The organism is Pseudomonas sp. DWP3-1-3b3 (assembly GCF_049896305.1).
Classification (GTDB): Bacteria; Pseudomonadota; Gammaproteobacteria; order Pseudomonadales; family Pseudomonadaceae; genus Aquipseudomonas; species Aquipseudomonas azotoformans_A.
The window spans coordinates 223,704-243,681 of record NZ_JAFCUA010000004.1; the positions used below are offsets into that span (position 1 = coordinate 223,704).

Sequence of the window (19,978 nt, forward strand, 5' to 3'; positions counted from 1 at the left end):
CGCCATGCCAAGCCCCAACCGCGCCTTGCGCCTGCTGCTGATCGGCCTGCTCGCCAGCCTGTTGCAAGCCTGCAACACCGACCTCTACACCAACCTCAGCGAGCGCGATGCCAACGCCATGGTCGCGGTACTGCTGCGCGGTGGCATCCCGGCGGAGCGCAAGGCCCAGGACAACGGCCAGCTCAAGGTGGTGGTCGATGAGTCACGCTTTGCCGAAGCCATGACCCTGCTCGACAACGCCGGCCTGCCGCAACAGAGCTTTTCCAACATGGGCGAGGTGTTCAAGGGCAATGGCCTGGTGTCGTCGCCGGTGCAAGAGCGGGCGCAGATGATCTATGCGCTGAGCGAAGAGCTGTCGCACTCGGTGTCGCAGATCGACGGCATCGTCGCCGCCCGCGTGCACGTGGTGCTGCCGGACAACGACTTGCTCAAGCGCGTGATTTCGCCGTCTTCGGCCTCGGTATTGGTGCGTTACGACCCAGGCACCGACATCAATACGTTGATCCCGCAGATCAAGACCCTGGTGGCCAACGGTATTTCCGGCCTGAGTTACGACGGCGTTTCGGTGACGGCAATCAAAGCCGCTGTGGCCATCAGCAATAACCCGGCACAGCCGCGCCTGGCCCGCTTCATGGGCCTGTGGCTGCTGGAAGACAACCTGCCCCAGGCGCGGCTGATGTTTGGTGGGCTTTTGTTGATCGCCCTCGGCGCCGTGGGAGTACTGGCCCGTCAGCAATGGACGCGTCGCCAGTCCCAGGCGCTGTATGTGCTCAAGGAGGGTGAATGAGTCTGTTCGAGCGTTGGCAGGGGCTGATCGCCGAGCCCCTGCAGTTTGTACGCGGGCCGAGCCTGGGCGCGTGTTTTGCCGATGAGGTGCCCGACGCCGTGCTGCAGGCGATGCACGGCCAGCCGCGTTTTCGCCAGCGCCTGGAGCAGTTGCTGGTCAGCCATTACCAACTGGCGCCCATGGACCAGTTGGTCACGCCCTTGGCGGCGGACTTGTCGGTATTGCTGCTGTCACCCGCGCAGTTCGCCCGCTTGCCGAGACTGTGCGGGGCAATCTGGCATGCCGCGACCCTGAGTCGGGAGATCCGCCGCGAGGTGGTCAATGAGCTGCGCGAAGGCCTGGGTGCTGAAGTCTTCGTTTCAGCCCTGGCCTTGCGCCAACTCGGCGGCGCAGCGGATTTGCTGCGCGATCCCGGCGAATTGATCGAGGCGATCGACCGCGACGGCCAAGGCTGTGTCGCCGCCTGGCTGCACGCCCAGCATGCCGATTGGCAGGGCTGGTTGCGTTTGCGCTTTGCCTTCCCCCAGGGCCACAGCGCCCGAGTGCCCCGTGACCTGGAAATCGTCCAGGCCGCCGCCGCGTGCCTGCTGGCCGAGGAGATGACGCCATGAGTGAATTGCCGAGCCGTCCCACCGCCCGCATCCTGCGCGCCGAAGACGCCGCGTTATGGAGCGACGGCTTTGCCTTCCTGCAAGCGGCCAAGCAACAGGCCGAACAGATCAAGGCCGACAGCGAACAATGGCTGAGCAGCGCCCGCGCCGAAGGCTTCGAAAGCGCCCGCCAAGCCGGGGCTGAGCAGGTCGCGCAATTGCTGCTGCACACCCAATCCCAGGTGCAGCACTACTTGAGCAGCCTGGAAGCGTCCCTGGCCGACCTGGCCTTGGGCATTGTGCGTGAAGTGCTGGGTGAGCTGGACAGCGCCGACCGCGTGGTACGCAGTACCCGCCAGGCCTTGAGCGCGTTTCGCCAGGACCAGGCGTTGACCCTGTGGGTGCCGCCTGCGGAGGTCGATGCGTTGCGTCAACGCCTCAAGCTGGAAGGGCTGGCGATTGCCGTGGATGCAGACGAACAGTTGCACGCCGGCCAGGCGCGCCTGAACAGCCCGGCCGGATCAGTTGAACTGGGCCTCGAAGCCCAATTGCAAAACCTGCGGCGCAGCCTGTTGCCGTTCGCCGAAGAGGGCGTGGCATGAACCTGGAACAGCTGCTGCCACGCCTGTCCGGGCGCTTGGCGCAAGCACGCTTGCGCCCCATGCACGGCACGGTGTTGAGCATTCGTGGTGTACTGCTGCGAGCCAGTGTGGCCGGCGCGAGCATCGGAGAGCTGTGCCAACTGCGTGATCCCGGCAGCGCCCGCAGCCTGAGCGCCGAGGTGATCGGCTTTGACGGTGACGAGGCGATCCTGTCGCCCATTGGCTCCATGGAAGGGCTGTCCACCCGCACTCAAATCACCGCCACCGGCGAGACCCTGGGCGTCGCCGTGGGTGATGCGCAACTGGGGAGGGTGATCAGCCCCATGGGCGATTTTCTCGACGGCGACGGCCTCCCGCCGACCGTGGCCCTGCAGCATTACCCGCTGCACGCTGAACCCCCGGCACCGTTTTCCCGGCAGTTGATCGTGCGTTCCATGGCGCTGGGCATTCGTTCCATCGACGGCCTGCTGACCCTTGCCCAGGGCCAACGCATGGGGATCTTTGGTGAGCCCGGCGTGGGTAAGTCTTCGCTGTTGGCCAGCATCATTCGCAACAGCGAAGCCGATGTGATCGTGATCGGCCTGATCGGCGAGCGGGGCAGGGAAGTGCGCGAACTGCTCGACGTGCAGCTCGACGCCCAGGCCCGTGCGCGCACCGTGGCGGTGGTTGCCACCTCGGATCGCCCGGCGGCTGAGCGGGTGCGCGCGGCGTTTGTCGCCACCACCCTGGCCGAATACCACCGCGACCAAGGCCGCAACGTGTTGCTGTTGATGGACAGCCTGACCCGCTTCGCCCGTGCCCAGCGCGAAATCGGCCTGGCCGTGGGCGAACCGCCGACACGGCGTGGTTATCCGCCGTCGTTTTTCTCGGCCTTGCCGCGCCTGCTGGAACGCGCCGGCCCCGGTCCCACCGGCAGCATCACCGCGTTGTACACCGTGCTTACCGAGGGTGATGCCGCCAGCGATCCGGTGGCCGAGGAAGCCCGTTCGATCCTCGACGGGCACATCGCCCTCAGCGCCGAACTGGCCCAGCGCAACTACTTCCCGGCGGTGGATGTGTTGCGCAGCCGCAGCCGTTTGATGGAGCAGGTCGCCGGAGAAGAACACAAGCGCCTGGCGATGCGCATTCGCGAATTGATGGCGCGGTATGGCGAGATCGAAATGCTGATCCGCGTCGGCGAGTACTCCGCCGGTAGCGACCCCCTGGCCGACGAAGCGATCAACCGCCACGCCGCCATCGAAGCCTTCCTGCGCCAGAACGCAGGCGAGCCGAGCAACCTGGAACAGACCCTGGCCCATATGCGCCGGGTGTTGGCATGAACAAGGAGCAAACCCAATGAAAACCGAGCAACTGCGCACCCTGCAAACCCTGCGGGTCTTGCGTGAACAACGCGCCGCCAGCCAACTGGCCGCCCAGCAACAACGCTGCGAACAGACCCACGGCGTGCTCACCGACGCCAAGGAGCAACTGCGCCTGCACCGTGAAGCCATCGCCGAGGAAGCGCGGCAGGTGTATGCCTCGCTCACCGAAGGCCTGTCGGTGGCCAGTTGGCAGGCGGCCCAGGATCGGTTGCGCGGGCTGTCGGATGACCAGCAGCAACTGGAAAACGACGTGACTCACGTGTCCACCACGCTCGAAAGCCAGGAGCGCGAGCGCGACCTGTTCCGCCAGGAGCGTCTGAGCCGCCAGCGTCAATCCGACGCCTGGCAAAGCCTGCTGGAAGGACGCGAGAGCGATGAGCGCCGCGTGGGCGAGCTGCGTGACGAAGGCGTCGGCACATGATCGCAGCCCTTGCCGATCCGTTGTCGCCGTGGCTGACCCACTACGATCCAGCGTTGCTGGCCCTGCATAACCTATTGCATCGCCGCTGTCGCCCTTGGCAAGGCCGCCTCGCCGGGCAGGACCTGCGTGTGCGCTGGGCCACCGAACCGCAAGCCCTCGCTGCGCCGCGTGACGTGCTGCTGTTACTCGGCCGCGCACCCGCGCGCCTGCGTTTGTCCGCCGCAGCGATGGAGCAGTTGTTGCTGCCGCTGGCGCTGTCATTCGACGTGCAACCGTTGCCCGCGCTGGCGCGTTCGCTGTTGCTGGAACTGGCACTGCTCGACCTGATCGAGACCCTGGAGCCGCTGCTCGGCTACCCCGTGCAGGTGCTTGATGTGAGCGAAGGCCAAGACCCGTTTGCCGTGCACGTGGCGCTGGAACTGACGTTCGCCAACCAGCCGCCTATGAGCGCCCAATTGGACCTGAGCGAAAGCGCCGCCATGCTGGTGGCGCAGTTGCTCGCGCACTACGCCCAGCCCGAACCCGAGCCGTTGCTGGCCCTGCACCAGACCCTCACGGTGGTGGCGGGGCGGCAGTGGCTGAGCCTCGGCGAACTGCGCAGCCTGCGCCCCGGCGATGTGCTGATGCTGGAACAAGGCCCCGGCCTGCTGCTCGACTTCGACGGCCGCCTGCAGGCGCGCTGCCAATACCAAGGTGAAGTCCTGCGCCTGCAGGAAGCCTTGAAAGCCCCCTTTGTGGAACCGGAGAACCCCATGACTGATGTTGATGCCGCCGCGGCGCTGGATGAGTTGCCGTTGAAACTGGTGTGCCAGGTCGGCACGCTGGAGCTGACCCTGGCGCAATTGCGCGAACTGGGCGCGGGCAGCCTGTTGCAGCTCAATACGCCGGGCGTGGACAGCGTCGACCTGATGGTCAACGGCCGTCGTGTCGGCCAGGGCCAACTGGTGAAAATCGGTGACGGCCTGGGCGTGCGCCTGCTGAGTTTCGCCACCCCATGACCGGTTATCAGCCGAACCTGATCGAGATCATCCTGGTCGTTGCGACGATCGGGCTGATCCCGTTGGCGGTGGTGACACTCACCGGTTTCATGAAGATCTCGGTGGTGCTGTTCCTGATCCGCAACGCCCTGGGCGTGCAACAGACGCCGCCGAACCTGGTGCTGTACGGCATCGCATTGATCCTGTCGGTGTACGTGACCACGCCGTTGATTGGCGACATGTACCGGCAAGTGGAGGGGCGCGACCTCAACATCGAGCATGTCGAGCAACTCAAGGATTTAGGCGACGCCTTGCGCCCGCCGCTGCAGGCGCACCTCAAGCGTTTCGCGAATGAATCCGAGCGCGGCTTTTTCGTGCAGGCCACCGAGACTATCTGGTCGCCGGAAGCCCGTGCCGACCTGCGCGATGATGACCTGGTGGTGTTGATTCCGGCGTTCGTCAGCTCGGAACTGACCCGCGCTTTCGAGATCGGCTTCCTGTTGTACATCCCGTTCCTGGTGGTGGACTTGCTGGTGTCCAACGTACTGATGGCCATGGGCATGTCGATGGTCTCGCCGAACCTGATCTCCATTCCGCTGAAGATCTTTTTATTCGTGTCCCTGAGCGGCTGGTCGCGCTTGATGCACGGTTTGATTCTGAGTTACGGCTGAGGCACGACCCATGGGCCAGGACGTATTCCTGTCATTGATGAAACAGGCACTGATGACCGTGCTGATGCTCTCCGCGCCAGCGCTGGGCGTGGCAATTATCGTGGGGTTGAGCGTGGGCCTGTTCCAGGCGCTGACGCAGATCCAGGACCAGACCCTGCCGCAGGTGGTGAAGCTGGTGGCGGTGTTGCTGACCATCGTGTTCCTGGGCCCGGTCCTCGCCGGGCAAGTGGCGGAACTGGGTGGCCAGGTGCTGGATAATTTTCCGATGTGGACGCGCTGACCGCACATGGATGCCAGCCTGACCGCGCAGTTCCTGGAGGTCGCCTACCCGGTGATCAGCTCCGCCTCGCTCGCCGCCTGCCGCGCCATGGGCGTGGTGGTGATCACCCCGGCGTTCAACCGCCTCGGCCTCACCGGCATGATTCGCGGCTGCGTGGCCGTGGCCATTTCCATCCCGATGTTTTTCCCGGTGTTCGAAGCGCTGACCTCGATGCCCGAACACGGCAGCGTGTTTATCGCCGGCTTGCTGATCAAGGAGTTCCTCATCGGTATCTTGATCGGCCTGCTGTTTGGCATTCCGTTCTGGGCCGCTGAAGTGGCGGGGGAATTGATCGACCTGCAGCGCGGCTCGACCATGGCGCAACTGGTGGACCCGTTGTCGTCCGGGGAATCCAGCGTGATGGCGACGTTGCTGACGGTGATGCTGATCACGCTGTTCTTCATGTCCGGTGGGTTCATCCTGATGGTCGACGGGTATTACCACAGCTACCAACTCTGGCCGGTCACCTCGTTTACCCCAGTATTCGCCAGCTCGGCATTGCTGGCGGTATTGTCGATCCTCGACCAGATCATGCGCGTCGGCGTGCTGATGGTCTCGCCGTTGTTGATCGCACTGTTGGTGACTGACCTGATGCTCGCCTACCTGTCACGCATGGCGCCGAACCTGCACATCTTCGACCTGTCGTTGCCGGTGAAGAACCTGTTTTTCACGATCCTGATGGTGATCTACATTGGCTTCCTGATCCCGATGATGCTTGACCAATTAGCGGAGTTTCGCGGCACCGTCGAACTGCTCAAGACCCTGGCTGGCATGGAGTAGCCCATGGCCGATACCAGCGAAGAGAAATCCCAGCCGGCCACGGACAAGAAGCTCCAGGACGCGCGCAAGAAAGGCCAGGTCGCCAAGAGCCAGGACCTGGTGTCGGGCATGGTCATCCTGTTCTGCACGCTGTGCATCTCGATCCTTGCGCCCCGGGCCAAGGCCCAGGTCACGGCGCTGATCGACCTCACCGCACAGATCTACATCGAGCCGTTCGCCACGGTGTGGCCACGGGTGCTCGACCATGCCGAGCAACTGGTGATCGGCATCACCTTGCCGGTGATGGCGGTGACCACCGGCGTGGTGATCCTGACCAACATCATCACCATGCGCGGCTTTGTGTTCTCGGTGGACCCGATCAAGCCCGAGTTCAAGCGCATCAACCCGGCGGAGGGCATGAAGAAAATCTTTGCCCTGCGCAACCTGGTGGAGTTCATCAAGGGCCTGATCAAGGTGCATGTGCTGGCGATCGCGTTCTATGTGGTGGGCAAGCATGCGTTGCAGGCCTTGATGGAGTCGTCGCGTTGCGGCGCCGAGTGCATGGAATCGACCTTCTTCCTGGTGCTCAAGCCGCTGGTATTCACCGTGCTCTGCGCGTTCATCCTGGTGGGCGGGGTGGACGTGATGATGCAGCGCTGGCTGTTCGGCCGCGACATGAAGATGACCCGTAGCGAGACCAAGCGTGAACGCAAGGACATCGACGGCGACCCGTTGATCAAGAGCGAACGCCGGCGCCAGCGCAACGAGATGCAGGCCTTGGCCACCAAGCTGGGCTTGAACCGCGCGTCGATGATGATCGGCACCACCGACGGCTGGGTGATTGGTGTGCGTTATGTGCGCGGGGAAACGCCGGTGCCGGTGATTGTGTGCCGGGCCTCGCCGGAGGAGGCGCTGTTGATGTTGCAGGAGGCGTATGACCTGGGCATTCCCCACGCGCCGGACAAAGGGCTGGCGGCGGAGATTGCGCGCAAGACAGTGCCGGGTGATCCGGTGCCGGATGCATCGTTCCAGGCGGTGGCGGATTGGCTGGTCGCGGCTCGGTTGATTTAGAACGATGAGGCGTTGGAACTCGAAGGAACACGTCCGCCACAGAGTTTTGCAGAACAGTCCAGGACACCTCAATCCTGGCAATCGTCAGCGTATCTGTGCAGCAAACATCCGGGGCGTACACTCGGCCCAACGACAATGGCTTCTTCCAGATGTCGGATTCACAACTGGCAAAAGAGTTTGGGAATAACTTTCAAGCCTTCAAGGACCCGAAAACCGGGAATGCGACCGCCGACAAAATCCGTGAGGTGGCTGGGCGCCCGCTGACCGGGGATGCACAAAAGGACAAAGAGACCCAACTGGCCCAGGAAGTCCTCAAGCGCGATCGGGTGCTTAATTCCCTCGATTCGGTGGATGACAATGGCAAGAGGGACGGCATCATCGGGCCCTGGAATCCCGGGATGGCCGCTGGCGCATTGTCGTCCAAACCGTGCAATTGCATTCAGTACGGGAATGCGCAGGTCTCCGCTCAGATTTATTACTGACCTTACGCCATTGGCTGCGCGCCCTAAAGTGTGCAGCCCGCGTAAAGGTGCCGGTCAGGGCTTGTCTACATCGTGGTATTCGCCGCCATACCCGTCGCCGACTCGCCAGATGATGTCGTGGTTGTCGTTGGTCCACTCCGACGGTTTCAGCGAGTACTTGTAGTCTTCCGAATTGCGGTTGTTGCCGTCGCCAATGTAATCCGGGTGATCGCGCCGATGATCGCCGCCACGGATACTCGAGCGCGCATCCCATTCTTCCTTGCGAAAGTCAAAGATGCTCTGGTCCTGTGGTGCATCGCGTTGGCCCCAGTCGGACAGGTAAGTCTGCAGCCACACATAAGCCTCATCGCCGTTCGGCTTGAGCAGCCCATCCTGCTTGAAGTCCTGGATCTGGTCCCAGTTCTGCATCGAGATCTTGTGCAGCTTGTGCGACTGCACGGTGCTGAGGATGGCGCCGACAAACGACAACGCGCCGGAAATCAGGAAGCCCACCGGCCCGAGAAACGGAATGATGCGCCCCGTGACGCCGAGGGTGGTCAGCACACCGCCACCGGCCGCGACCAGGCTGCTCACGCCACCGGCCATCGACAATGAACCCGAGGCGATTTTCACCGGGTCTTTTTCGCGCACGCCATCCCGCAGGGTGAAGGCCGCCTGCACCACACTGATCACGCCGCCGGCGACGTCGGTGGCCATGCCAATCACCTTGATCGCACTGCTGGCGAACTTGGCGCCAAAGCCCGCTCCGGCCACGCCGCCACGGCTGGCGATGCCTTTTTCGATGCCTTCCTGGACCTTCTTCGCGCCCTCATCGCTCCAGCCGCCGCTGTTGAGCACTTTGCCCACGTCCTTGCCGTCGTCCATGGCCTGGTCGACGATGTCGAAGTATTTCTTCTGCACCGCTTCGGCGTCCTTGGGCAGGGCGTGGTAACCCTCGCCGGGCTTGGCCCACAGGTCGGGCAGGGAGCGGTCGAAGCCCATCAGTTTGTAGGCGTTGGTGCCGCGCAGCTTGTCGTAGACTTTCAGGCCGAGGGTGGCGAAGTGGGAGCCGGTGCCGAGGAAACCGAGGAAGTCGTTGGCGATCCCCAGGCGTTTCATCGGCGTGTCGGCCAATTTGCCGCCTTGCCCCGCCAGTTGGTAGACGATCCGGCCCATGCCGATGGCGCCGCCCACCGAGCCGAGCACGCCGTTGTCTTTAAGGAAGGTCAGGTTCTTCACGAATGCGCTGCGGTTCTCTTCGCTGAGGCTCGGCATGATCTCCTTGCTCACGGCGTGTTCGATGTCGCTGAAGCTGATCACGCCGTTTTTCTGCCAGGTGTCACCCAGTGAAATCATCGCCTTGCCGAAGTCGGCGGCGGCGCCTTTGTCCTTGAGCAACTGGTCGACGAACTTGGAATACACCCCCAGCGCCTGGCGCGGCAGGCCATCGGCACCGCCCTTGAGCATGGAAAGGATGGCCAGGGTGTTGTCGGTGGTGGCCAGGGCGGTGTTGTCGTCGCTGATCTTGCTTGGGTCGTCCATCAGTTTTTCGACGGCGTCGGTGTAGCCGTCAATCTGCAGGTTCTGCAGGAAGTTATCGGCCTTGGCCGGGTCGATGTCGGCCAGGGCGGTGTAGGCGGTCTGGATTTCCTGGGTGGCCAGCTCGGTCTTGCCGTCGTCCTGCAGGGCCTTGATGTATTGGGTGAAATTCTCCGAGGAGGTGCTGTCGATCAGTTTCTGGTGCACCTCGTCGACCTTGGCCTGGCCGCCGTCGACCTTGCCCAGGGCCGCATCGTGGTTGGCCTTGATGTCGGCCTGGATAGTGGAGTCGCCCAGCAGTTCGCCGATGGTCTTGTCGATGGATTTTGTGTCGAAGATGTTGTCGCGCACATCTCGCGAGGTCACGTCGATAGGCGTGGTGGCGATGCCCTGGTTACCGAAGCCATGCTCGGGAATGATCGACATGCCGTTGTCGGCCATGCTCTTGGCTTCCACCGCGCGCAGGAATTTGGCGCGCGGGTCATCCTTGCCGATGCTGCCGTCCTTGACCCCGGCGCGGTAGCTGTCCACCAGGGTTTTCATCGACAGGTCCTGCACGCTCAATGGGTTGCCGCTTTCGTCTTTTTCAGTGGTGGCGAGGTTGTCGACGGACACGTCCTTGAGCGGCGGCAAGCCGTTGTCGGCGCGCAGTTTGTCGACGTCGGTGGTCTGTTGGGCGATGTCGGTGCGATAGCCCGAAATCTGTTCGAACATCTGTGGGTTGGTATCTTCACTGACGACGATTTTCTCTTCGGCGCCACCCGGTTTGTGTTGGGTGAAGGCGATCAACCCTGGGCCGTAATCGCCCGCGCCGCCGACGCTCATGATGTCTTCGGTCGACGCCAGGTAAGCATCCGGCCCGGCCAGGCTGTAGCCGTCGCCCTTGGCTTTTTCGATACCGGCCAGGCTCTGGCCCTTGGTGGTGTAGGCCGCGAAGGCCTCAGGGGTGATGCCCTTGGACACCACCAGCAGTTTGCCGTCGGCGCCGTTGACCACCAGGATGCCGTCCATGGGCGCGTCGACCTTGCTGATGTCACCCAGCTTGAGGCTGGCTTCGTCCTTGCGCAGCAGTTCCTGGCCAGGCAACGACTGCGCATTCTTGATGTAGTCGAACGCTGGGGTGCCTTCGCTTTTGTGCACCGCCTGCAGGAAGGTGTAGAGGCTGCTGCCGGCGTTGGGGTTGGGGTTGCTCAGGTCCGCGCCGGGCTGCGGCAGGGCGGCCTCGGACTGGCTGATCATGTATTTCTTGCCCTGGTGTTCGAACAGGATCACCCCGGACTTGGGGTCTTCGGACACCACTTTGAGCTGGCTGAAATCCAGGTCGCCGGGCAGGCGGGTGACCTCCTCAAAGCCCTTGGCCTTGCCGTCGTTGAGGGCCTCTTTGGTCACGCCGGCGTTGTTGTAGCTGGCAAACGCCTCGGGCGTGAGCGATTCGGCGATCACCAGGGTCTGGCCGTTTTCCATCTCGACCTTGACGACCCCGTCCTTGGCTTCGCCCACCGACTTGATGTTGGCCAGGCGCACGGTGGGGTCGTCTTCGCGCAACAGCTGCTGGTCAGGGTTGCCCAGGGCTTCACGGATCGCCTTGCCAGCCGGTGTGCCCTGGGTTTCGGCCAGGGTGTGCAGCAGGTCGTAGAGCGGCGTGCCCTCATCCGGCCCGCCCTGGTTGACCGGCGCCACGGCATGGCCGAAATGCAGGCCCTTGAGCAGGTCGAAGCCTTCCTGGACCTTGTCCGCGCCTTCGCGGGTGATCTTGAATTTGTTGCCGTCCTGCTCGAAATAGATCACCCCGGCGTCCTTGTCTTCGGACACCACCTTGAGTGTGTCGATGTCCAGCTTGGCGGGCAGGGCGGTGACTTCCTTGTAGTCGTCCGGCTTGAGCTGTTGATTGCTGGCCCCGGTGGCCGCCAGGGTCTTGGCCTTGTTCAGCGCCGCATCAAAAACGCGCTCCGGCGCACGGGTTTCACTGACGCGGGGCGAGGCGGCTTTCTCGGGTCGGTTGATCATTCTTCAGTCCATGTGAGTGGGGGCGCACGAGGACTCGATACTAGGCGTTGGCGGGGGGTAAAAAGACGGCCTTTGGCAAGATCGCACAAGCTTTCACAGCTGTGAAATGAACCTGTCATCTCTGTAGTGAGCGGGGCTGTCGTGGTGAGCGGGCTTGTTGTGGAGAGCGGGCTTGTTGTGGAGAGCGGGCTTGCCCCGCGCTGGGCTGCGAAGCGGCCCCAATCCGGTCACCGCATGTTTCCAGGTAGAACCGGGTTGTCTGGTTTTAGGGCCGCTTCGCGCCCCAGCGCGGGGCAAGCCCGCTCACTACGGAGAACTTGTTCACTTACCTCTAGATATATCCAGTCAATAAATAAGCCGGGCCCATCTCAAATCAGCCGCTAGCGTTAATGTTCTCAAGGACTTCCCCAGGAGCAACGGATTTGCGCCCAGCCCCTCAATCCCACCGCCTGCGTCACGGACGCTATTCGGAACACGGCCGCAGTTACCTCATCACCATCGTCGTCCATAACCGCCAATGTCTATTTACCGACTTCTTCCTGGGGCGCCTGCTGGTTGCCGAATTCCGGAACACCCACGAGTTGGGCCTGATCGAATCCCTGGCCTGGGTCATCATGCCCGACCATATCCACTGGCTATTCGAACTGAAGCAAAAGACCCTGAGCGATGTAATTCGACGTATCAAGTCACGTAGCACGCTGACCATCAACCGTCGTCGACGAAGCAAGGAGCGTGTCTGGCAACCCGGCTATCACGATAGAGCGGTGCGCGTGGAGGATGATCTTCGCAAGATGGCCCGTTACATCATTGCCAATCCGTTGCGGGCAGGGTTGGTTGAGCGGGTTGGGGATTACTCGCTGTGGGATGCGGCTTGGCTTTGATTGAGCTCCAGTTGAGGGTGGTTGTGGTTTCTGCTGCGCGGGCTTGTTGTGGTGAGCGGGCTTGCCCCGCGCTGGGCTGCGAAGCGGCCCTAAAACCAGACGGCCTGGTTCTACCTGGAAACATGCGGTGCCTGGATTGGGGCCGCTTCGCAGCCCAGCGCGGGGCAAGCCCGCTCACCACAACCACAACAGCCCCACTCATCACAACAAGCCAGTTCACCACAGAGAATCATCCCAGATCGACGTTTCTAGCGGTGCTGGAAGCGGGGCAGGGAGGCGATGCGCAATTTGGGCTCCTGAAGCCGCGCCAAATCCGTCGCAATCTGCGCCCGCCAAAAATGCGCCCCCGACAATTGCGCATCCACCCAGGCCTGGCGCAGCAGCACTTTGGCCTTGTCCACCGAGCCGAAGTGCGCCTGGCGCAGGGTCAGTTGTGCCTTGATGCGTAACATCTGCGGTGCGAACCAGCGTTCGTGGCGGCCGAGGGCCAGTTGCAGGGTGTCTTCCAGCACTTCCAGGGCGAGTTTTTCCAGGCCCAGGCGCGCCAGGCCCAAGGCGTATTCACAGCGCAGCAGGCTGTAGAGCTGGCTGTCACCCTGGCCTTGCAGGTGATGCAGGGCTTCGCCCAGTTGCGGCACGCCGGCTTCGGGCGAACCTTCGCGGATCAGCAGGATGCTTTCGAAGCACAGGCGAAATTGCCGCCAGATATGCAGGTCCTGACCGGTGGTGCTGTCTTGCAGCAACCCCAGGTAGTAGCGCACTTTCGGCAGGTTGGACGCCAGCAACGCCAAGGGGATCGCGCCCAGGCACAACGTGTACCAGAGGGTCGCCGGGTGATCGAGGGAGATGGCTTCGTCGACGCACTGGCCGATCAGGCGCAGTGCCGGGTCGACATCGCCTTCGAGCAGCTGCACCTTGGCCTTGAGGCAGCGCGCGGCGATGCGTTGGTCGAAGTGCACGTCGATGATGTGCGAGCGCGGCGCCGACGGAGAGCCGAGGGCTTCGTCGATATTCTGCCGTGCGCCCAGCAGGTCACCCATGTGGAACAGCGCCACGGCGCGCATGCGCTTGCCGAGCAGTTGGTGGCTGCCGCTGCTGTTCAGGGCGATGTAGCGCTCGGCCAGTTCCAGCGCTTCGGTGTACTGGTTGCAGCCGCAGCGGTCGGTCCACAAACCCCACAACGCGCGCAATTTGTGCTCGGCATCACCGAGGTCGCGGGCGTCTTCGCGCACCTGGCGCCAGGCTTCGCGCATTTCGCTGCCGGTGCCGTAGGTGAGCATCAGCACACTGGCCAGGGCGGTCTGCAACAACATGCGCTGGCGCAACGGCAGTGGGACGAGGCCGTCGCTGGCCAGGCCTTTATCGACCCAGGTGCGGCACTCGCTGACCAGGGACAAACGTAACCACAGCGGCACGCCACCCAGGGTCAGTTCGATACCCAATGCCAAGTCGCCGCTGGGCGAATAGGCCCAGTCGAGCGCCGCACGGATGGTGTTGATTTCCGGGCCGTAGAGCGCCAGCCAGGTTTCCGGCGACAAGCCGTCCAGGGTCTGCCCGGCTTCCTGCAGCATGCCGAGGGCATAGCGTGCATGGCGTTGGCAGGTTGAGCGGGTTTCGCCTTGTTCGCTGAGTTTTTCCAGGGCGTAGGCGCGGGTGGTTTCCAGCAGGCGATAGCGTTTGAGCGCCTTGGACTCACCGGCGATCAGCAGTGACTTGTCCATCAGGCTTTCGAGCAGGGGCAGGGCGTTGCGCGGGTCGAGGCTGCTGCTGGCGGTCATCGCCTTGACCGCTTCCAGGGTGAAGGAGCCGGTGAACACCGCGAGCTGACGCAGCATCGCCTGTTCATCGCCACTGAGCATGGCGTAGGTCCAATCCAGGGTGGCGCTCAAGGAGCGATGGCGGGCGAGGGCGGTGCGTCGGCCAGTCATTTGCAGGCGGAAACTGCCGTCGAGCAGGCCCACCAGGTCCTGGATGCCAAAGGTGCGCACGCGGGCGGCGGCGATCTCGATGGCCAAGGCGTTGCTGTCGAGCTTGCGGCAGATCGCACAGACCGCCGCGACATCGGTATCACCGAACACAAAGTCGGGGTCGAGGGCGCGTACTCGCTCCACAAACAGGCGTACGCCGGACCAGGCCAGGGCTTCGTGGGCGCTGAGGTTGGCGTGTGCGTCGGGCACTTGCAGCGGTGCCAAGTCGTGCACCCGTTCACCGTCGGCGCGCAGGGGTTCGCGGCTGGTGGTCAGCACATGGCATTGGGGCGCGCTGCGCAGCAGGGTTTCCACGGCGTCGGCGGTGGCCGGCAGCACGTGTTCGCAGTTGTCCAGCACCAGCAACAGACGCCGGTTGGCCAGGCTGGCGGCCACGCCGTGCAGTGGGTCTTCGCTGACCGTCTGGATGCCCAGGGCGCTGGCGAGCATGCCGGCCACCCATTGCCCGCTGGTGGCGGGGGCCAGGTCGACAAAACAGCTGCCCAGGTTGAGTTCACTGGCCAAACGCTGCGCCACGGCCATGGCAACGGTGGTCTTGCCGATGCCACCGGGGCCGGTGAGGGTGACGAAGCGCTGGCTCATGACCTGGTCGGCCAGGCTGGCGATCAAGGCGTCGCGGCCGATCACTTCAGCCGTCGACGTCGGCAGGTTGGGCTCATCCACCCGCACATAAGGCACCGGTAGTTGCTCTTCTCCGGGAGCCAGTACCGTGACGGGCGCCACAAACCGATAACCCCGACCCGGCACCGTGACGATATAGCTGAAGTTGCCATCGTCGCCCAGGGCCCGGCGCAACGCGACGATCTGCGCGCGCAGGTTGCATTCCTCCACCACCACCTTGGGCCAGGCGAAGGAGATCAATTCGGATTTCTCCAGCAGTTCGCCGGCGCGGGTCACCAGGGCAATCAACAGGTAGAGCGCACGGCTGCCGAGGGTCACCGGCTCGCCGTTGCGCAGCAATACGTGCTGCCTTGCCAGGAGTAGGAAAGGGCCGAAGCCAATGGTGCTGTCCGGGGTGGCCGGCGCGGGGTGGTCTGCGTCCAGGAAGGACACTGCGTGGTTCTTGCTCGAGCTCATCAAATCGTCCTTTTTATAGTCGGGCTTGTTTTCGGCGATCAGGCCGTTCGCCCTTTTTGGGGTGCAGATGTGCAGCAGCAGTCTTGGAAAGTTGATGTCGATCAAAAGGTCGGAAGGCCGCCCTCCTTTGGGGCGTGGTGGTTTTTATAGGTGGATCGCCGGCCATGCTTCAGGGGATGAGACTGTCTCAGAGCTGAAACATTTTATTACCAGAAATACGGATAAAGCAGAATGTATGCCAGTTGGCATGTAACAAACATGACAACAACCGTATGAAATTTATGGTGATTTTTGCGGTCGTCGGCAGCCCGTAAGAGCCTTCGTTCGGAAAGGCGAATATTTCTAATTGTGTCGTTCGGGATGCCGAATAAATCGCCGGGGTTTTGGCAATGTTTTATTGACTGTGTATCGAACTGTATCCCCGCCCCATCCTGATACACCCGCATGACGTTCTATCGCGTTCGCGACACAGACCGGATACACGCCTGGCTTTAACTCTGCACACCAGCTGGCGCAGGCGGTCACCGACCCCAAGGCGCCCTGGCCACACTCAGTCAAGCCAGGAGACTCACCCCATGAAGCGTCCTTACGCAGCCCTCGCGGCAACCCTCGCCCTGTCCCTCAGCGCCTTCGCGGCCGTGGCCCATGCCGATGAGCCCAAGCCCCAGGAAAAATGCTTCGGCGTGGCCCTGGCCGGTGCCAACGATTGCGCCGCAGGCGCTGGCACCTCGTGCGCCGCCACCTCCACCACCGACTACCAGGGCAACGCCTGGGTGCTGGTGGACAAAGGCACCTGCACCCAGATCAAGACCCCTAAAGGCTTCGGCAGCCTGACGGAGCAGCCGTGATCCAGCGCCTGCTCCCGGAAGCCCTGCTGTTGCTGGTGGCGCGGGTGGCGATTGCGGCGGTGTTCTTCCTGTCGGGGCGCACCAAGGTCACGGGGTTTCTTGAACTCAAGCCGTCGACCTACACGCTGTTCCGTTCGGAGTACGCCTTGCCGCTGATCCCGCCGGACTGGGCTGCGCACCTGGCGACTTATGCCGAGCACCTGTTCCCGCTGTTGCTGGTGCTGGGCCTGCTGACCCGTCCGGCCGCCGCCGCGCTGCTGGGCATGACCCTGGTGATCGAGGTGTTTGTGTACCCCGCCGCATGGCCGGTGCACCTGACCTGGGCGGGCTTGTTGTTGCCGCTGCTGGCGTACGGCGGTGGGGCCTGGTCGTTGGACCGCCTGATCTTGGGCAAACGTTCTTAACTTTGATGGAGATTTCCAATGCGTATGCTTTCTTCCCTGGCCATTGCTATGGCCCTGACTGTCCCGATGCTGGCCCAGGCGGCGGATGCCCCGCAGCCTGGCACCGGTAAAAGCGTGGTGATCGTGCCCGGCTCGTTTGTCGACGGTTCCGGCTGGCGTGTGGTGCACGACATCCTGATTCACAAGGGCTACAAGGTCACCGTGGTGCATCAGGGCCACGAAAGCCTGGCCGCCGATGTGGCCGAGGCCCGCGAAGTACTGGAGCAGCAAGTCGGCCCGGTGGTGCTGGTGGGTCACAGCTCCGGCGGCGGGGTGATCTCGATTGCCGGCGACCGCGACAAGGTCAAGTCGCTGGTCTACGTCTCGGCGTTGCAGCCGGAAGTGGGCGAGAACATGGCCCAGTTGATCGGCTCGATGCCTGCGCCCAGCGATGACATCAAGGCCAGCCGCGACGGCCATCTGTTCTTCGACCGCACCAAGTTCAACGCCGACTTTGCGGCCGACCTGACCACCAACCGCACCGACTTCATGGCCGCCTCCCAAGTGCCGGCGACCACTGCCTTGTTCGGCGGCACCGTGTGGGCCGCGGCCTGGCACAAAAAACCGACCTACGCCGTGGTCTCCACCGAAGACCGCGCCCTGAGCCCAGACCTGCAGCGCTGGATGTACAAACGCGCCGGTTCCAAGGTCACCGAAATCAAGGCCAGCCACTCGGTGTACATCTCCCAGCCTGAGGCTGTGGCGAAGGTCATCGAAGACGCTGCGTCCGTTATCAAGTAATTCACCCCAACCCCGGAGAAACACCCATGAATACTGCACTCAAATCCCGTCTGAGCCTCGCTGCCGCTGCTGCCCTGATCGCCATGGCTTCGGCTTCGTTTGCCACGGCCGCCAGCGCTGCTGATCAGCCGGAAAAACCCGGCCGTTGCTACGGCGTCAACACCTGCAAAGGCACCAGCCTGTGCGCCACCGCCAAGAACGACTGCAAAGGCCTCAACAGCTGCAAAGGCGAAGGCGTGATCGTCAAGACCCCGTCCGAGTGCCTCAAGGCCGGCGGCACCCTGACCGAACCGAAGTAATCCACCCGGCGGGCCCTGTGTGGGCTCGCCACTTATTTTTTGCGGAGATCCGCCATGTCGACATCCAACCCGCACTTTTCAGGCTACGGCCTGGGCCTGCGCAAGGAGCATTACTGCGACTTCCTGGAGACCTCGGTGCCCGTGGATTTCGTCGAAGTGATCTCCGAAAACTTCATGGTCGCGGGCGGCCAGCCCCGGCACATTTTACGTCAGGTGCGCGAACGCCACCCGGTGGCGCTGCACGGTGTGTCCATGTCCATCGGCACCGCCGAAGGGCTGGACGGGGATTACTTGAAGCGCCTCAAGTCGCTGGTAGACGAGGTTGAACCGCTGTTCGTGTCCGACCACCTGAGCTGGTCGCGCAGCGGTGGCTTCAATTCCCATGACTTGCTGCCAGTGCCATACACCGACGAAGCCCTGGACCGAGTCTGCGCCAACATCCAGCAAGCCCAGGACGTGCTGGGCCGCACCATGCTGTTCGAGAACCCGTCGAGTTACCTGGCGTTCGAAGGCGCCTCCATGACCGAGTGGGAATTTATCGCGGCCATGGCCCGGCGCACTGGCTGCGAGCTGCTGCTGGACGTCAACAATGTGTTCGTCAGTGCCAGCAACCACGGTTTCGACGCCCAGGCGTTTCTCAAGGGTATTCCCGCCGAACGTGTGCGCCAGGTGCACCTGGCTGGCCACAGTCAAGGCCGTGACATCTTGATCGACAGCCATGACAGCCCGGTGTGCACCGGCGTCTGGGAGCTGTACGCCCAGGCCATGACCCGGCTGGGGCCGGTGGCGACCATGATCGAGCGCGACGATGAGATCCCGCCCCTTGCCGAGCTGCTCCAGGAATTGGCCATGGCCCGCACGTTGGGAGCGCAGCGATGAACCTGGCGCAGCTACAACAGACCTTTCGCAGCTGGTTGGTGAGTGCGTCGGATGAATCCGCACAGGCGCTGGGCAATCATCACGCCGGCCTGGCGGTGTACCAGAACAACTACCGCGCGCAGTTGGTGGGGTGCCTGGAGCAGGCGTTTCCCAACCTGCGCCGTTGGGTGGGGGAAGAGGCCTTCCTGGCGGCGAGCATCACCCACATCGACAACCATCCGCCCCACGCCTGGACGCTGGACGCGTATCCGGAGGGCTTCTACGCCACCTTGAAGGTGGTGTTCCCGCGCAACCCGGATGTGCATGAACTGGCCTGGATCGAGTCGGCCCTGAATGAAGCCTTTGTCGCCGCCGATGCACAGCCGTTGGCGCTGGAGGTCCTGGCCGAGCTGGATTGGGACACGGCCGTGTTGCAACTGACGCCGTCGTTGCGCTGCCACGCCTTGACCACCAATGCCGAGGCCATCTGGTCGGCGCTGTGGCAGGAAACGCCCACGCCGGAAGCGGTGATGCTGGAACAGGCGGGTGGCTTGCTGGTGTGGCGACGGCAGTTCACGTCGCGTTTGCGCCAGGTGGATGCGCTGGAATTACTGGCCGTGCAACAGCTACAGGCCGACGGCAGTTTCGCCGGGCTGTGTGAGTTCCTGGTGCAGCGCCTGGGGGAAGAAGCGGGTGTGATGCAAGCAGGGGAATACCTGGCCGGTTGGCTGGGCAGTGAATTAATAGTGGGAGTCCGTCATGTTTGATCGTCGTGGTTTTTTGCTGTTGGCAGCAGTGGTGATGGCCGCACCGGCATTGGCCGTGCAGCAGGTGAGCACCGATGACGGCGAGATCCGTTATGAAGCCTTCGGGCCGGAGGAGGGCCGGGCGATTATTTTGCTGGCGGCGGATGTGAACGCTTTTGCCACGGTCAGCGGACCGTTGGCCGCCCAGGGTTTCCGGGTGATCGTCCCCAACCTGCGCGGGCAGGACGAGGCGGCGCAGGGCCAGGATGTGCTGGAACTGATGAACGCGCTGCATATCCCCGAGGCGGTGTTGGCGGGTGTGGAGGCGGGTGGGCACGTGGCCGTGCGTGCCGCTGCGTTGAAACCGAGCCGCTGTGTGGGCCTGGTCACCTTGAACAGCGCACCCCAGGCTGGTTTCGCCGAAGCGGTAGAGGTGATGGCCAAGACCGGGCACTGGCGAACATGAAAATACTGACAGCCAGCCAATCCAGCACTGAAAAAATTCGCCGCAGCCCTTAATCTAAACGCCTTT

The 19,978-nt window shown here is 63.2% G+C and carries 21 protein-coding genes; 19 read left to right on the forward strand and 2 right to left on the reverse strand.

All coding sequences use genetic code 11. The features are described 5' to 3' along the window. Positions 1-4 precede the first annotated feature (4 nt). From sctJ to ACP7BX_RS14270, 11 genes are all read left to right on the forward strand, one after another. Positions 5-787, forward strand: a complete 783-nt coding sequence (gene sctJ / locus ACP7BX_RS14220) for a type III secretion system inner membrane ring lipoprotein SctJ (protein WP_177114787.1) — start codon at positions 5-7, stop codon at positions 785-787. After that, positions 784-1,398, forward strand: a complete 615-nt coding sequence (locus ACP7BX_RS14225) for a type III secretion protein (RefSeq protein ID WP_426160633.1) — start codon at positions 784-786, stop codon at positions 1,396-1,398. Before sctJ ends, ACP7BX_RS14225 begins: the two co-directional genes overlap by 4 nt. Beyond that, on the forward strand, positions 1,395-1,979 hold the full coding sequence (locus ACP7BX_RS14230) for a FliH/SctL family protein (protein WP_038846094.1): 585 nt from the start codon (positions 1,395-1,397) through the stop codon (positions 1,977-1,979). Before ACP7BX_RS14225 ends, ACP7BX_RS14230 begins: the two co-directional genes overlap by 4 nt. Beyond that, positions 1,976-3,298, forward strand: coding sequence for a FliI/YscN family ATPase (locus ACP7BX_RS14235; protein ID WP_033901351.1), 1,323 nt, complete (start codon positions 1,976-1,978; stop codon positions 3,296-3,298). Before ACP7BX_RS14230 ends, ACP7BX_RS14235 begins: the two co-directional genes overlap by 4 nt. Positions 3,299-3,314: 16 nt before the next feature. Beyond that, positions 3,315-3,761, forward strand: coding sequence for a hypothetical protein (locus tag ACP7BX_RS14240; protein WP_016978393.1), 447 nt, complete (start codon positions 3,315-3,317; stop codon positions 3,759-3,761). Beyond that, positions 3,758-4,759 carry a type III secretion system cytoplasmic ring protein SctQ gene (sctQ, locus tag ACP7BX_RS14245; RefSeq protein WP_426160632.1) on the forward strand — a complete coding sequence of 334 codons (1,002 nt, stop codon included), beginning with the start codon at positions 3,758-3,760 and terminating at the stop codon, positions 4,757-4,759. Before ACP7BX_RS14240 ends, sctQ begins: the two co-directional genes overlap by 4 nt. Further along, on the forward strand, positions 4,756-5,409 hold the full coding sequence (gene sctR, locus ACP7BX_RS14250; protein ID WP_017137580.1) for a type III secretion system export apparatus subunit SctR: 654 nt from the start codon (positions 4,756-4,758) through the stop codon (positions 5,407-5,409). The genes sctQ and sctR overlap by 4 nt, the downstream gene beginning before the upstream one ends. Positions 5,410-5,419: 10 nt before the next feature. Further along, positions 5,420-5,689 carry an EscS/YscS/HrcS family type III secretion system export apparatus protein gene (locus ACP7BX_RS14255; RefSeq protein ID WP_016969171.1) on the forward strand — a complete coding sequence of 90 codons (270 nt, stop codon included), beginning with the start codon at positions 5,420-5,422 and terminating at the stop codon, positions 5,687-5,689. A gap of 6 nt (positions 5,690-5,695) precedes the next feature. Then, positions 5,696-6,508: a type III secretion system export apparatus subunit SctT gene (gene sctT / locus ACP7BX_RS14260; RefSeq protein ID WP_016978389.1), complete on the forward strand. Its 813-nt coding sequence runs from the start codon at positions 5,696-5,698 to the stop codon at positions 6,506-6,508. A gap of 3 nt (positions 6,509-6,511) precedes the next feature. Continuing rightward, a complete protein-coding gene (locus ACP7BX_RS14265; RefSeq protein WP_033901353.1) occupies positions 6,512-7,558 on the forward strand; it encodes an EscU/YscU/HrcU family type III secretion system export apparatus switch protein in 1,047 nt (348 codons plus the stop codon). 149 nt (positions 7,559-7,707) lie between these two features. Then, positions 7,708-8,040 carry a hypothetical protein gene (locus ACP7BX_RS14270; RefSeq protein WP_426160631.1) on the forward strand — a complete coding sequence of 111 codons (333 nt, stop codon included), beginning with the start codon at positions 7,708-7,710 and terminating at the stop codon, positions 8,038-8,040. A gap of 54 nt (positions 8,041-8,094) precedes the next feature. Here the strand turns inward: ACP7BX_RS14270 and ACP7BX_RS14275 are convergent, their stop codons facing one another. Further along, positions 8,095-11,565 (reverse strand): hypothetical protein, encoded by a 3,471-nt coding sequence (locus ACP7BX_RS14275; RefSeq protein ID WP_426160630.1) that lies wholly within the window; start codon positions 11,563-11,565, stop codon positions 8,095-8,097. Between the two features lie 422 nt (positions 11,566-11,987). On the opposite strand from ACP7BX_RS14275, the gene ACP7BX_RS14280 reads away from it, so the two are divergent. Next, a complete protein-coding gene (locus ACP7BX_RS14280) occupies positions 11,988-12,446 on the forward strand; it encodes an REP-associated tyrosine transposase (protein WP_426161301.1) in 459 nt (152 codons plus the stop codon). 248 nt (positions 12,447-12,694) lie between these two features. Here the strand turns inward: ACP7BX_RS14280 and ACP7BX_RS14285 are convergent, their stop codons facing one another. Beyond that, positions 12,695-15,511, reverse strand: coding sequence for an ATP-binding protein (locus ACP7BX_RS14285; RefSeq protein ID WP_426160942.1), 2,817 nt, complete (start codon positions 15,509-15,511; stop codon positions 12,695-12,697). Between the two features lie 575 nt (positions 15,512-16,086). Here ACP7BX_RS14285 and ACP7BX_RS14290 point away from each other — a divergent pair. From ACP7BX_RS14290 to ACP7BX_RS14320, 7 genes are read left to right on the forward strand one after another with little or no spacing between them, the layout of a single operon-like run. Then, complete coding sequence (locus ACP7BX_RS14290; protein WP_010209548.1) at positions 16,087-16,359, forward strand: BufA1 family periplasmic bufferin-type metallophore; 273 nt, start codon at positions 16,087-16,089, stop codon at positions 16,357-16,359. Then, complete coding sequence (locus ACP7BX_RS14295; protein ID WP_033901356.1) at positions 16,356-16,763, forward strand: DoxX family protein; 408 nt, start codon at positions 16,356-16,358, stop codon at positions 16,761-16,763. The genes ACP7BX_RS14290 and ACP7BX_RS14295 overlap by 4 nt, the downstream gene beginning before the upstream one ends. Before the next feature lie 18 nt (positions 16,764-16,781). After that, the gene (locus tag ACP7BX_RS14300; protein WP_010209550.1) at positions 16,782-17,543 is read left to right on the forward strand and encodes an alpha/beta fold hydrolase; all 762 of its coding nucleotides are present in this window, start codon (positions 16,782-16,784) and stop codon (positions 17,541-17,543) included. A 26-nt stretch (positions 17,544-17,569) separates the two neighbouring features. Further along, positions 17,570-17,842 (forward strand): hypothetical protein, encoded by a 273-nt coding sequence (locus tag ACP7BX_RS14305; RefSeq protein ID WP_038850270.1) that lies wholly within the window; start codon positions 17,570-17,572, stop codon positions 17,840-17,842. 54 nt (positions 17,843-17,896) lie between these two features. Further along, complete coding sequence (locus ACP7BX_RS14310) at positions 17,897-18,721, forward strand: DUF692 domain-containing protein (RefSeq protein ID WP_314534102.1); 825 nt, start codon at positions 17,897-17,899, stop codon at positions 18,719-18,721. Beyond that, a complete protein-coding gene (locus tag ACP7BX_RS14315; RefSeq protein ID WP_426160941.1) occupies positions 18,718-19,467 on the forward strand; it encodes a putative DNA-binding domain-containing protein in 750 nt (249 codons plus the stop codon). Before ACP7BX_RS14310 ends, ACP7BX_RS14315 begins: the two co-directional genes overlap by 4 nt. Continuing rightward, positions 19,460-19,912: an alpha/beta fold hydrolase gene (locus ACP7BX_RS14320; protein WP_426160940.1), complete on the forward strand. Its 453-nt coding sequence runs from the start codon at positions 19,460-19,462 to the stop codon at positions 19,910-19,912. The genes ACP7BX_RS14315 and ACP7BX_RS14320 overlap by 8 nt, the downstream gene beginning before the upstream one ends. Positions 19,913-19,978: the final 66 nt, after the last annotated feature.